At 47.4% G+C, this 13,827-nt stretch carries 13 protein-coding genes and 1 pseudogene; 12 read left to right on the top strand and 2 right to left on the bottom strand.

All coding sequences use genetic code 11. The features are described 5' to 3' along the window. Positions 1-717: 717 nt before the first annotated feature. The 7 genes from BRW63_RS22490 to BRW63_RS22520 all read left to right on the top strand — a co-directional run bounded on the left by BRW63_RS22490 (position 718) and on the right by BRW63_RS22520 (position 7,543). Positions 718-1,080: a hypothetical protein gene (locus BRW63_RS22490; RefSeq protein ID WP_143162091.1), complete on the top strand. Its 363-nt coding sequence runs from the start codon at positions 718-720 to the stop codon at positions 1,078-1,080. Between the two features lie 47 nt (positions 1,081-1,127). Further along, complete coding sequence (locus BRW63_RS22495) at positions 1,128-1,571, top strand: hypothetical protein (protein ID WP_073074305.1); 444 nt, start codon at positions 1,128-1,130, stop codon at positions 1,569-1,571. A gap of 60 nt (positions 1,572-1,631) precedes the next feature. Further along, a complete protein-coding gene (locus BRW63_RS28535) occupies positions 1,632-1,793 on the top strand; it encodes a hypothetical protein (RefSeq protein WP_181314443.1) in 162 nt (53 codons plus the stop codon). A gap of 106 nt (positions 1,794-1,899) precedes the next feature. Then, positions 1,900-2,388 (top strand): GNAT family N-acetyltransferase, encoded by a 489-nt coding sequence (locus BRW63_RS22505; protein ID WP_223257449.1) that lies wholly within the window; start codon positions 1,900-1,902, stop codon positions 2,386-2,388. A gap of 417 nt (positions 2,389-2,805) precedes the next feature. Then, positions 2,806-5,490, top strand: a complete 2,685-nt coding sequence (locus tag BRW63_RS22510; RefSeq protein ID WP_073074302.1) for an MGH1-like glycoside hydrolase domain-containing protein — start codon at positions 2,806-2,808, stop codon at positions 5,488-5,490. A gap of 273 nt (positions 5,491-5,763) precedes the next feature. Continuing rightward, positions 5,764-7,140, top strand: a complete 1,377-nt coding sequence (locus BRW63_RS22515; RefSeq protein ID WP_073074301.1) for a dihydrolipoyl dehydrogenase family protein — start codon at positions 5,764-5,766, stop codon at positions 7,138-7,140. 13 nt (positions 7,141-7,153) lie between these two features. After that, the gene (locus tag BRW63_RS22520; protein WP_073074300.1) at positions 7,154-7,543 is read left to right on the top strand and encodes a redoxin domain-containing protein; all 390 of its coding nucleotides are present in this window, start codon (positions 7,154-7,156) and stop codon (positions 7,541-7,543) included. Positions 7,544-8,609: 1,066 nt separating this feature from the next. Here the strand turns inward: BRW63_RS22520 and BRW63_RS22525 are convergent. Next, a complete protein-coding gene (locus BRW63_RS22525; RefSeq protein ID WP_073074299.1) occupies positions 8,610-9,122 on the bottom strand; it encodes a transposase in 513 nt (170 codons plus the stop codon). Continuing rightward, a pseudogene (locus BRW63_RS30045) lies at positions 9,073-9,297 on the bottom strand (transposase); the annotation flags it as partial. The pseudogene BRW63_RS30045 and the gene BRW63_RS22525, both read right to left, overlap by 50 nt. A 178-nt stretch (positions 9,298-9,475) precedes the next feature. On the opposite strand from BRW63_RS30045, the gene BRW63_RS22535 reads away from it, so the two are divergent. From BRW63_RS22535 to BRW63_RS22555, 5 genes are all read left to right on the top strand, one after another. Further along, positions 9,476-9,901 (top strand): Spy/CpxP family protein refolding chaperone, encoded by a 426-nt coding sequence (locus tag BRW63_RS22535; protein WP_073074659.1) that lies wholly within the window; start codon positions 9,476-9,478, stop codon positions 9,899-9,901. Positions 9,902-9,939: 38 nt separating this feature from the next. After that, complete coding sequence (locus tag BRW63_RS27805) at positions 9,940-10,197, top strand: hypothetical protein (protein WP_143162106.1); 258 nt, start codon at positions 9,940-9,942, stop codon at positions 10,195-10,197. 356 nt (positions 10,198-10,553) lie between these two features. Then, positions 10,554-11,414 (top strand): ferredoxin:protochlorophyllide reductase (ATP-dependent) iron-sulfur ATP-binding protein, encoded by an 861-nt coding sequence (gene bchL, locus BRW63_RS22545; protein WP_073074634.1) that lies wholly within the window; start codon positions 10,554-10,556, stop codon positions 11,412-11,414. 92 nt (positions 11,415-11,506) lie between these two features. Continuing rightward, entirely contained in the window at positions 11,507-11,908 is a 402-nt protein-coding gene (locus BRW63_RS22550; protein WP_073074635.1) for a DUF5331 domain-containing protein, read from the top strand. A 71-nt stretch (positions 11,909-11,979) separates the two neighbouring features. Then, positions 11,980-13,377: a ferredoxin:protochlorophyllide reductase (ATP-dependent) subunit N gene (locus BRW63_RS22555; RefSeq protein ID WP_073074636.1), complete on the top strand. Its 1,398-nt coding sequence runs from the start codon at positions 11,980-11,982 to the stop codon at positions 13,375-13,377. Positions 13,378-13,827 lie beyond the last annotated feature (450 nt).

Genomic DNA, 13,827 nt, shown 5'->3' on the forward strand with positions numbered 1-13,827 from the left:
ACCTCTTTTCTCCTGCTCTAGAACAAACCTCATCTTATCGTTGATGCGGGAGAACAATCCAAAAGTCCATTTCTCAATCGTGGCGAGTATAGACTCCCTATTAACGCTTCGCTTTCAGTCCTTTCGTAACACGCAATCTGTGCCCTGATGCAGTATAGAAGCAGATTCTGATTATGAATCTATTCAAAAGAAGTGTAGTGCTCTACGAACAGAACTCACTAAAGATCTCCTTTCTCGACGTGGAGTTCCTGATGTCCTCTAATGGATTTCATAGATGAAAATATAAGTGATTTTGTAGAAATCATCTCTGTAGAACACTCACAAATGTAGTAATTAAACAATTTTTGATGCCAATAATTGTCTAAAATTGTCACCTAACAATTCGCTTGGAGCGGACTACGAAAGATCTTGGTGTTGAGTTCAAGGTTACTTACAGCCGCTCAAGCGAACCGTTAGACCGACAGCGCTATTTAGTTCACTTGTACTGTATGCTAAAATCTTCGTGACGCTACGATCTAACTAGCGTTGGAACCGACAACCGAATTTGCATTCTTCGTCAGTGAGCAGAACCGCTTGCGGTTGCGGCTCAACTAGGTATGCGGCTTCGACTACCCGGTGAAAGAATTGATGAATTCAGAGCATCTCTAGTGGACAAAGAATGTAAGACCTTCCGATGGGTGGGCTTACTGTGAATTTAAAAAGGGCGAATTGTTCAAATTGGCTTGGAAAGACGATGAAGCCAATGCCAATAGACTTAAAAGAGATGACTTAATTCTGCTTCGTCAGCATGGGTACGTCACTCATCTTGTTAAAGTGCTTAATCGTCAGGCTGAACGTGAAGATTCGTCAAGTGATTGGAATCTTTATCGAATTGTTGAAGTGGTTTGGGCGATCGGTGGCACAAAGCCACCCCCTTCAGTGAAGGCAGAGTTGATTTTTGGCTACCCAGAAGTTCTCGCCTACATGGGTGGTGATGTCATGAAGCTAGAAGAATTGCCCACATTCAAAAAGGCTTGGGATACTCAGGGCGGGCTTTTGGCTTTCCAGCAGCATGTCCAACACAAACTTGCAGATATTTAAATTCGATCGCTACAGCCCAATTTTATACAGTTCATGCACCGGAAATTATGACCCGAACTCCTCAATCAAATTCCAGCACCAATATCGATGCGGCAAATCCGGCACTTCTCATTACGGGCTGTGTCATCGTCGGTCTGATGATGCTCGCTTTTAGCCCTGCAACCCCAATTTTTCTAGCGCTCTTGGCTTTAGCGCCAGCGATGCTTGCGAGTGAAAAAGGCGGAAAGCCACTCAATTGGTACTGCTATGGGTTTATGCTTTGGATCGTCGCCATCATTCACGCTGCGATCATCCCAGGAAATCCAGAAAACGCCCCAGCAATGAAACGTCAGTTTTGGCAAGGTGTGAGGATTGGCGCAATCGTCGTTGCCGTCCTCAGTATCGTCATCTTTCCAACGATCGAAGAAGGCAGTCCCGCCAGAGCCTTTCTGGGGATTTCTGCGATCGTTGGGTCTGTAATGGGCGGGGTTGCTTGGACACAGAAGATTTAGGAGGTTGTCCATCTGGCTTTTTCGTTTGTTATGATGACAGAGAAGCAAACGAGTCCTCTTATGAAGTATCCACTCCATACCCAATCCCAACCTGTTTCGGGCGAAGCAGCCAAGAAACTGCTGGAAGCGATCGATTCCGGTAGTGCAGTGGTTAATGATCGGGTTCTTGCCCTTGCAAAGCGGATTGCTGCTCGTCGTCGCAAAGCCCAGAAACATGCCTAGCTCCGGTAAGTTTGATGGCTTAGACTTCTCCCAAATCGATATTGAGCTTCTAACCCCTGAACTTCGGAAACTTGGTCAGGGGTTTCGCTGTATCAGGGGTGAATTCGTGACCTATTGGAAACAGGGGCGCATTCATCGGGAAATTGATGCATCCCTTTGTCAGTGCTGGATTGTCCGGGTTGAGGATACTTTAGCTGGCTATATTACGCTGTTAGCGGATAAGTTGCAGGTTGAAGATCCCCTGTTGGCGAAAGAAGGCGTGAAGTATAGGACTTTTCCTGCGGTGAAGATCGGTCTACTGGCAGTTGATCGACGGACAAAAGGTCTTGGTATTCGGTTGATGGATTGGGCAATCGACTACGTGATTACCGAGGTTACGCCGATAATTGGCGTGAGATTCATTACCGTCGATGCGCTCTATGATGCTGATGTTGAACCCGCTTATGATGCATCCGGTTTCTATGCAAAGTTAGGGTTTGAGTTTGCCATTCCCACCGATCCTTTACCACCTGTGAATCCCTATCGAACGATGTACTTCGATCTGAAGCAATTGAGCGAAGCTCTCGTCACCGAAGATATGACAGAAGATAGCTGATGATCTTGTCGTTAAGTTGCCGCATAACAACCCCAATGCACCCGACCGCCGAGAGGTTAGCTGCTGATTGTTCAAGGCTACCTGCGGCGGGTGATTGGGAACGTTATTCTGTCTACACTTTAGATTGTAATAGTCATTTGAGATTCATCGTTAAGTTTTGGTTAGGACTCAATTTGTTTATCACTCTGCTCAAGTGATCGGTTCTAACCTAACTGATCGCACGTGCGCTTGAACTTTGAAGCCGCCAAAGGTCGATCCGTCATCTTTCTGCTCAAGCGATCGGTTCTAACCTAACTGATCGCACCCACTCATCTCTCAGACATTTCTCATCTCATCCTCAACTTTCTATTGGTTTTTAGGTAGATACTCCAATTAAGAGATTTAACACCAGATTTTCTCACATGGAGTCTTCCAACAATGGCAACCACAACCGCAGAAGCTCAACGACTACAAGAATCGCTGACTCATCAGGCACACTGGCGCAGATGGGGATCGTATTTGAGCGATCGCCAATGGGGAACCGTGCGCGAAGATTACAGTCCGCATGGAACCGCTTGGGATTACTTCACACATGACCAGGCACGATCGCGGGCTTACCGTTGGGGCGAAGATGGCATTGCTGGAATCTCAGACAACCATCAGCGATTATGTTTTGCGATCGCGCTGTGGAACGGTGAAGATCCCATTCTCAAAGAGCGGCTATTTGGGCTGACTGGCAATGAAGGCAATCATGGCGAAGATGTCAAAGAATATTACTTTTATCTAGACAATACGCCGACGCATTCATATATGAAAGCGCTCTACAAATATCCGCATCAGGCGTTTCCTTATGCTCAGTTAGTTGAGGAGAATCGCCGCCGCGATCGCCATCAGCCAGAGTTTGAGTTGTTGGATACTGGAGTATTTGAGGACGATCGCTATTTTGATGTGTTTATCGAATATGCCAAGCAATCGGCTGAAGATATTTTGATTCAAATTACTGTGGTTAATCGGGGTGCTGAGGCAAAACCGCTCCATATTTTGCCAATGCTCTGGTTTCGTAATACCTGGTCATGGGACACTGACGAAAGTAAGCCAACCTTGCAAGAGACAAAATCAAACGCGAACGCGAATGTGATTAGTGCAATTCATTCAACGCTGGGGAAACGATGGCTCTACGCATCTGGAAATGCAGAACTTTTGTTTACCGAGAATGAAACAAATTATGAACGGTTGTTTGGTACGTCTAATGCTTCACCTCATGTAAAAGATGGCATTAATGATTACGTGGTTCAAGGTAATACAACGGCAGTTAATCGTGATCAAGTTGGCACAAAAGCAGCCGTGCATTACGAAGGGTCGATCGCGCCTGGTGAAACTAAAACAATCCAGTTGCGCTTGAGTGATGCGCCCAGTTTAAGTGAACCCTTCGGCGGTGAGTTTAATGCAACCTTTGCAACCCGCAAACAAGAAGCTGATGAATTTTACCGAGGTATTGTTTCCGCATCTATTAGCGAAGATATGCGAAACGTGCAGCGACAGGCATTTGCGGGAATGCTGTGGAGCAAGCAGTTTTATCACTACGTTGTAGAAGATTGGCTGAAGGGCGATCGCTCTGCACCTCAGCCCCCACCCGAACGCAAACGGGGCAGAAATCAAGAGTGGTTCCATCTCTACACCGATGACATTCTCTCGATGCCCGACAAGTGGGAATATCCCTGGTTTGCTGCTTGGGATCTGGCATTTCACTGTCTTCCGATCGCTATGATTGATCCAGATTTTGCCAAATACCAGTTAGATGTGCTGACGCGAGAATGGTATATGCACCCCAATGGGCAAATTCCAGCCTATGAATGGGCTTTAGGAGATGTCAATCCTCCGGTTCATGCGTGGGCAACCTGGCGCGTCTATCAGATTGAGCAAAAGATGTATGGACGTGCAGATCGTCAGTTTTTAGAGCGTGTGTTTCAGAAGTTGATGCTCAATTTTACGTGGTGGGTAAATCGCAAAGATGTAGAAGGCAGAAACGTCTTTCAAGGTGGCTTTCTAGGATTAGATAACATTGGTGTGTTCGATCGCAGTACTCAACTTCCGACAGGTGGATACATTGATCAATCCGATGGCACCAGTTGGATGGGAATGTATTGCTTAAATATGTTGACGATCGCGCTCGAACTTGCCAAAACAAATCCCGTTTACGAAGACATTGCTACTAAGTTTTTTGAACACTTTCTCTACATTGCCGATGCCATGAATCACATTGGTGAGATGGAAGACACGCTTTGGAATGAAACAGAAGGATTCTACTACGATGTACTGCATCTGCCTGACGATCGCCAGATTGAGCTAAAGGTGCGATCGATGGTCGGGTTGATTCCTTTGTTTGCCGTAGAAACGCTAGAACCAGAAACGCTCAAACAACTGCCTGCGTTCAAAAAACGGCTGGACTGGTTCATCCAACACCGTCCAGACCTGCGCCAGAATGTAGCTTGTATGGAAACGGAAGGAATGCAGGCACGGCGATTGCTGGCGATCGTCTCCCGCGACAAACTAAGACGGATTTTGCAAAAGATGCTCGATCAACACGAGTTCTTAGGAGACTATGGCATTCGGGCAATTTCTCGCTGTCATGCCGATCGTCCCTATATTTTTGATGCCGATGGAATGCAGTTTCGCGTCGATTATGAACCCGCAGAGTCTACTAGCGGTTTGTTTGGCGGCAATTCTAATTGGCGAGGTCCTGTCTGGTTTCCAGTCAACTTTCTCCTAATTGAATCACTGCAAAAGTTTCACGATTATTTAGGAGACGATTTCAAAGTAGAGTATCCAACTGGGTCAGGTCAAATGCTAACGCTCTGGGACGTGGCAGCTAATCTCTCGCATCGACTGATCCAAACTTTCCTCAAAGATTCGTCAGGACAACGACCCGTTTACGGCAGCAATGGTAAATTTCAAACAGACCCACACTGGCAAGATTTGCTGCTGTTCTACGAATACTTCCACGGCGATAACGGCGCAGGCATTGGTGCCAGTCATCAAACAGGGTGGACGGGTTTGGTTGCTCAACTGATCCAGCAATTTGGCGAGATTGACGAAGCGCACAGTAAATCAGACGCGCCATAGAGCTTTTTAGAGCATCAGTTAGTAGACCTTTTGCGTGATAGCGAAGAAATTGCCCTGAAACTTATATGTCAAAAGACTTGTAGCCGTTTTCTGGCACTAATAGCTGAAATGCCTGACCCGTAAAGCTTTTAGCCATTTTTTAGCTTACGACGCAAAAGGTCTAGTGTTAGAGATATCTCAAGAAAATTAATCTCCTACTCAGTTTCTTTTCAGTGTTCTTTAAGAGCATGAGACTGTTATGAGAGAAGCATTCCCCAGTGAGGCAACTAATCGATGGAAACCGCAGATGTGATTGTGATTGGCAGTGGTCAGGGTGGTATTCCACTGGCGGCTGATTTTGCCAAAGAAGGACGCAAAGTGATGCTGTTTGAACGGGATGCTTTGGGTGGTAGTTGTATCAACTATGGCTGTACTCCCTCTAAGGCTTTTTTGGCAGCGGCTCATGCAGCAGGGCGATCGCGGCAGGCTGAGAAGTTAGGCATTCATACTCAAGTCGAAGTAAACTTTCCTGCGGTGATGGAGCGGGTGAGAGCAATTCGCGATCGCTTCAGCCAAGGAGCTCACAAGCGACTAGAAGGCGCAGGTGTCAACGTCGTCTGTGCAGAAGCTTCTTTTACAGGTGAACGCACTGTTATAGGCGGAGATGTGACGGTTCAAGCTCCCTTAGTGGTGATCAACACGGGCACCTCATCATTGATTCCTGACATTCCCGGTCTTGCAGGAACTCCTTACCTAACCAACCGCAACTTCTTTGATTTAAAGACACTACCCCCACGTTTGTTAGTAATTGGGGCTGGCTACATCGGCTTGGAGTTAGGTCAGGGATTGGCTCGTTTGGGCAGTCAAACTCACTTGATTGTGCGAGGCGATCGCGTTCTAGGTCAAGAAGAACCAGAGGTCAGCGAGGTCTTAGCTGAGGCGTTAAAACAAGATGGCATTCAGGTTCACTTTGAGGTCAATGTTGAGCAGGTGGCTCACGAGAATGATGTATTTACGCTGACCCTCAGCAATGGTGAACAACTTCAGGGAGAAGCCTTACTGGTTGTGATTGGACGGAAACCAAACACCGATGCTCTCAACGTGGCAGCAAGCGGAATCGAGCTAGATAACCAGGGGTTCGTCAAAATCAACGACCAGTTCCATACAACTGGTTCTGGGGTTTATGCGATCGGAGATGCAGCCAAACAGCCTGCTTTTACCCATGTGTCTTGGGAGGATTATCGTCGTCTCAAAGCAATTTTGTGTGGTGAAAATCGGACGCGCCACGATCGGGTTCTCGGTTATGCCATGTACACCGAACCTCAAGTCGGGCGTGTCGGCATGACGCTAGAACAAGCTCAGAAAAAAGGCATCAATGCTCGCTGTGTAACGCTACCCATGAGCCATATTGCACGAGCGATCGAGTGGGGTCACGACCTGGGATTCTACCGCATGGTGATCGATCGCGACACCGACAAAATTTTAGGAGCAACCTTAGTCGGTTACGAAACGGCTGAGTTAGTCCACGTATTTCTATCTCTAATGGAAGCGGGAGCAACTTGGCAACTACTAGAACGATCGGTACACATTCATCCGACTTACGGTGAAGCATTACCCAGCTTAGCGCGGTTGTTGGTTGGAGACGATATGCCAGGTTGCCCCAATATGTAAGGAAGATTCAACCATGACAACGAATTTGCAAGTAGGAAATCACTTTTCTGACGTTGAGTTAGCGAACCACGAGAACGAACAGATTAAACTCTCTAGCCTCACCCAAGCGAGCTTGATGGATCAGTATTTAGGGTTTCTAGATGGCTATCCCCTGATTGTCGTTTTTTACCGAGGCTTTTTTTGCCCGCGAGATCGACAGCAGTTCACCCAACTGGTTCACTTTCAGAACGAATTAATGGTTAATTATGGCAAATTAGTGACGATCTGTGTTGATCCGCCTTTGGTTCAAGCTGCATTTCGGGCAGGTTTGGGGGCGCAGTGGCAATTTCTGTGCGATGAGTCGCGAGACCTGATCAAGCAAATTAACATCCTGGACGAGACTGAACTATTAACCCGACAATGACAGAGAATGCAGGCATTGGAGGAGGATTATTAGCATAGGAACATGAAGAAACCTCTACTCCTACAAGTCAACTAGAATGAGAACATCACTCTGAAAATGACCTGCACCTAAGTTCCCGACAGTAGTAATAGCAAAGGATGATGACATTCCTCAGGACAAATTAGCATTACAAGGCTAATTTAGGCGAGGTTTGGCAATGCGATCGTACAGAAGTCATAGATCGAACCCGCACTAGACAACTACTAGGAAGACATCCCGCACCGCCGTCCATCGTGGTCTACTGGTGGGACTGAAAAAAGTGATTAAATCTCTTTTTAAGAGATACTCAAACTAGCTACCCAAGGGGATTTCAGGAATTGTTTAACTTCTTTATTGAAAAAATTCATATTTTCTTATGTCGAAACCCAAGAAAAAGCGAGAAATTGTTTAACTTTATTTTTTAGTGCTTCTAAATCTGAACGAAGAATCAGCACTTTCAGACTACAAAATTGTCTAACTTTTTTATCTCTCCACACGAACCCAAGCGCGGAATTTCCGTTTTGCTTGGGTTTCGCCTTGGCACAGTCTTTTAGAAATTGATAAAGTCATTCTTTGCTCACCCGAGGAAAGAGTAGATTGGCTGAAACCTATTGATAGGTGCTGTTTTGAAGTTGATAAATGGTCAGGCTTTTGCCGTTATAGCGCCAAAATTCGCTCACTCCGATTTCGGTTTAGAGTGCATTGGTTCGTTAAAAATGTAGTAGTATTTGTCTAGTTCTGTGCCTCAAGTCTTCACGGTCAAGCGTCGTGAATTGCATTGATTTAAGGTTGAGTTCCAACTCTTCTATCAGAATTTCAACAAATACTCAAATCAAGCAAGTGGCGTTCTTGTGTTCTTGACGGGAAGACATAATTTCTAGAATGATGCTGTCGTAGGCAATACGAGGTGATGAGCAGTCTCCTAGTGCATCTGAAATTCCTGTAAAATCTGCCAATCGCTGCTACGAATCAACACGCGCTGATTAGCCAAGCGCATTTGAAGTGTTTCGGAAGTGCTGACCATTAAGAAAGTGTTTGTAAAGGTTGGTTAAGCAGTTTTAGGCTCGCAAGCTCGTCGATTTTTGGCTAATCGTCGCAGCATTAGTCGAATCATGACGATATAAATCATCCCTTCGTGATTTTCCGGCAACCGCTCATAGTCGCGAGTCAGGATTCGGGCATTCTCCAACCAAGTCCAAGTCCGCTCAACAATCCATCGTTTGGGTTCGACCTGGCAACCTTTGGTCTCAGTTGGACGCTGACTCATCTCAACGCTCACTTGTCGCTCTGGCTCGGCAAAGTAGCGGGTGATTAATGCGCTTAAGACTTCCCGATCTCCTTGGTCTGCCAGCACTTTAGCAATCCGTTCAAACTGCTCCCACACCCAGACCAAAACCGCAGGAGCCGCCTTGACATCGGCGGTATTCGCAGCAGTGACATAACCGCCCAACACGAGTCCCAATCCCTCTACAACAAGATGGTGCTTGCACCCTTTCACCTTTTTGGGTCCATCAACCCCGTGTTCTTCCCCCTTTTGGTCCGAGTTTGACGGACTGACTATCGATGATCCCTAAGCGCGGTTGGGACTCTCGCCCTTCCCGAACCCGCACTTGTGGCACTAAAGCTGCATTCCTCTGCTCCCAAACGCCTAACCTGACCCACAGGCGAAAGTAGCCATAGACCGTCTGCCAAGCCGGAAAATCGCTGCCCAGGTTGCGCCATTTTGTGCCCTTGTCAGCCCGATAAAAAGTAAATCGACCTCTCGGAGGTTGCCCACGGGCTTTTCAGGCGGCAGTAATGGCGCTATCTGTGGAAAATAAAAGTATGGTTTGAACCTTCTCGATCGAGCCAGCGTCTAATGTCATGAAGCAATCACTCGATTGGCTTGTTGACGTTTTAGGACACTCAATCTCTATGAAGAACAAACTTTTTCTGCTCCTACCCGGTGCGATCGCGCTATTCATCTCGGCTGCTCCTGTTTTAACCGCTCACGCTCAGTCTTCTGCACCGACCGCACCGAGAGCGGGTCAGAGAATGCAAAATCGGCTGAATTTGACCGCCGACCAAAAAGCTAGACTCAAGACGATTCGTGACAGCGTGCGTCAGCAGATTGAAGGGGTGCTCACCTCTGAACAACGAGCAAAACTGCAAGCCGATCGCGGTCAAGGCATGAAGCGAGGTCAGGGCTGGAAGTCTCTCAATTTGAGCGATGATCAAAAAGCCAGAATCAAGCAAATCAGAGAAAGCTCTCGCAGTCAGATGGAGAGTGTGTTGACTCCTGAGCAACGCAGCCAAATGCAGCAATATAAAAGCCAACGCCGCGTGAAACCTGCTCAATAGACAACAGTTTTCACGATCGCTATCAGGCACCTTTCGAGGTGCCTTTTCTTTTTTCTAGAGACCCGACCTGTCGGATCTCTACCGCGATCGTTCAACCCATCGCAATTGTTTTTGAAATGGGTAGCAGCCCAAAAGTTTCACCATTCTTAATAAAAATGTTGGGTAGCTCGATCGCCTCTCATCCCTCTGATCCCAAAAGGCGAGTAAATGCAGAGTCAACGGTGGTTAATCGCGAGAATCCACCGCTTTTAAACCAGTTCGATCGAGAATTTGAGCAAATTGAGTCCGATCGGTAAGCTGCGTGAGGCGCGAAGCAAGATGGTTTGCTCAAACTTAGGCTCCCCACTTTTTTGTCTATTGTTCTTATTTTTATATAAATCGGCACATAAAACTCTAAATATGTTTAGATTTGGAACTGATAACGATTCTGAGAGCTTGAAGGAGTTTAGGCTAATTTTAGGACTCTCTAGCTCTTTTTTAGTGCCCTCTTTACTTAAAATGCCTCTTCCAATCGTCCGCAACATCGTCAATAATGCATTCAGAGACGAGAGAAGAAAGGCTGACACCCCTTAGCAGTCATAAAAATCAAGGCTGATCGCCTGTTTTAAGCTCCCACTCACCCCTTTTGAGCAGAGATTAGGAGAAACAACTAGTGAAACTCGCAGTTTACGGAAAAGGTGGCATCGGCAAATCGACCACCAGTTGCAATATTTCGGTTGCCTTAGCACGGCGCGGCAAAAAAGTTCTGCAAATTGGCTGCGATCCCAAGCACGACAGCACTTTTACCCTCACGGGCTTCCTGATTCCGACGATCATCGATACGCTGCAAGAAAAAGACTATCACTACGAAGATGTCTGGCCCGAAGATGTAATCTACAAAGGCTATGGCGGCGTTGACTGCGTAGAAGCAGGCGGGCCTCCGGCTGGGGCAGGCTGTGGCGGCTATGTTGTGGGCGAAACCGTCAAACTGCTTAAAGAGTTAAACGCTTTCGACGAATATGACGTGATTTTATTTGACGTGTTGGGCGACGTGGTGTGCGGTGGCTTTGCTGCCCCGCTTAACTATGCCGACTATTGCCTAATCGTCACTGACAACGGCTTTGACGCACTGTTTGCCGCCAACCGCATCGCTGCCTCCGTGCGCGAAAAAGCTCGGACTCATCCGTTACGTCTGGCAGGTTTGATCGGCAACCGCACCTCTAAACGTGACCTGATCGATAAATATATTGATACAGTGCCGATGCCTGTGCTTGAAGTGCTGCCTTTAATTGAAGACATTCGTGTCTCTCGTGTCAAAGGCAAAACTCTGTTTGAGATGGCAGAGTCTGACCCGTCGCTGAACTACGTTTGCGATTACTATCTCAACATCGCGGATCAGATTCTGGCCAATCCCGAAGGGGTGGTGCCTAACGACTCGCCCGATCGTGAGTTGTTCTCGCTGTTGTCTGATTTCTATCTCAACCCAACCCCTCCCAAAGCCGAAGGCGAAAAAGTTGATCTGATGATGGTCTAAAGAGAGCATTGAGTTTCGAGGTTTGAGTTCTGAGTTGTTAGAGAATAGCTGAGAACTCAAAATTCAACCCTCAAAACTCTCTCAGGTGATTTGTGAATATCGAGCAACTCCGCCAATCTCTTAAAGACAAATGGCTTGTCTATTATCGAGACAACCGCCCTTGGTTAGCTCGTCTGGCTGTCTGGGTCAACTGCAATGGGCAAAGACGACCCTCTTCCAGCTTTATTTTGGCAACGCTTTCTGTTTTAGAGCCAGAACTGACTGCCTTTCTGCCTTTGGTGGTGGATCTCAACAGCAATCCCGATCGCATTGTGATGGCGCTAGGGCTAAACTTTAACCCCGATCGCGCCCTCGACTCGATGGATAAAGGCAATGCCATCATCAACGAAGCCAAACTATTGCCTGCTAGGGCTAAAGTGATTCCTGGCTCTGAACCTGTCAGCCGCGTCTACGCCAAGCGAGACGAAGACTGCGGCGGGTCAGGTCGAAAATGATTTTTTGTCTGACATAATGCGTCTCGATCGCGTTTCTTCTAATCATCGATTTTTGAGAGGATTATTCATCCATGATTGCCGATACTCAACCTCAAGCGCTAAATTTTGAGTGCGAAACGGGCAACTATCATACGTTTTGCCCAATTAGCTGCGTCGCGTGGCTCTACCAAAAAATTGAAGATAGCTTCTTTCTCGTCATTGGCACCAAAACCTGTGGCTATTTTCTGCAAAACGCAATGGGTGTGATGATCTTCGCCGAACCCCGCTATGCAATGGCAGAACTCGAAGAAGGCGATATCTCTGCTCAACTCAACGACTATGAAGAACTGAAGCGGCTGTGTACGCAAATTAAACGCGATCGTAACCCCAGCGTGATTGTCTGGATTGGCACCTGCACCACCGAGATCATCAAAATGGACTTGGAAGGGCTGGCACCCAAGCTAGAAGCTGAGTTGGGAATTCCGATCGTCACCGCTCGCGCCAATGGTTTAGATTACGCATTTACGCAAGGCGAAGACACCGTTTTGGCGGCAATGGTGCAACGCTGCCCCGATAAGCCCGTGGGCGAAGTTGAGAAAGAAGAGCGCAACTCAATCTCTAAACTGCTGAACTTTGGACGCAAAAAAGAAGACGTTGCCGTCACGGAATCCGAATACGCCAAGCACACACCGTTGGTAATGTTTGGTTCGCTGCCTGACCCAGTGGTGACTCAACTGACGCTGGAATTGAAAAAGCAGGGCATTAAAGTGTCTGGGTGGCTGCCTTCAAAACGCTATACCGAATTGCCTGTGATCGAAGAAGGCTATTTTGTGTCGGGTGTGAATCCCTTTCTATCGAGAACCGCCACGACTTTGATGCGTCGTCGTAAAACCAAGCTGATTGGGGCACCGTTTCCGATCGGGCCCGATGGCACTCGCGCTTGGATCGAGAAAATCTGCTCTGCTCTCGGCGTTGAGCCAAAAGGACTCGCCGAACGAGAAGCGCAAATCTGGGAAAGCCTCGAAGAGTATGTGAAACTGATTCGCGGCAAGTCGGTCTTTTTTATGGGCGACAACCTGCTCGAAATCTCGCTGGCGCGATTCCTGATTCGCTGCGGCATGACCTGCCCCGAAATCGGCATTCCCTATATGGACAAGCGCTATCAAGCCGCCGAACTGGCACTGCTAGAGAAGACTTGTCGAGAGATGGGCGTTCCGACTCCGACGATCGTCGAGAAGCCCGACAACTACAACCAGATTCAGCGCATTTATGCCCAGGATATTGATCTCGTGATCACGGGCATGGCTCACGCTAACCCGCTAGAAGCGCGTGGCATCAATACCAAATGGTCGGTCGAGTTTACTTTTGCTCAAATTCACGGCTTTACCAATGCTCGTGACGTTTTAGAGTTGGTGACTCGTCCGTTGCGTCGCAACAACTCACTTAAAGATCTCGGTTGGGGCAAATTGGTCAAAGACGCGAAGGTCTAACGTCAGTTTCTGCAAAATTCCTTGTGATGTGTTGAGGGCAAGCTTTCGAGTTTGCCCTTTTTTGTCTTTTATGCCAACCGATCGGGCGATGGGCAACTTTTTCCTAACGTCAGTTCGACGAGTTTTTTCGCTTCGTTGTCAGCGGCTTCTGCCCCCTAAATCCCCCATTCTGGGTAGGGTCAATTCAAGGTCATGAGAGAAAAGCTGTAAGCCTGATTAACTCGTTCACGGCTGATCAGCCGTTCAACGGAAGTTCAATACTTCTAGATTTTCTCTATCGACCATGAATCGTCCCTACCCATTGAGGGAGCGCGATGGACTGGTAACGAAGTCGTCCAATTCGCTTTAAAAACAAAAAACCCCAGCCGTGAAGCGGGGGTGAATAATCAGGGTGCATCTACCATTCCTCTATTCCTCAAAGGAGAGATGCAATCCGGAGAAACCTGCGAA

Source organism: Phormidesmis priestleyi ULC007 (assembly GCF_001895925.1).
Lineage (GTDB): Bacteria > Cyanobacteriota > Cyanobacteriia > Leptolyngbyales > Leptolyngbyaceae > Phormidesmis_A > Phormidesmis_A priestleyi_A.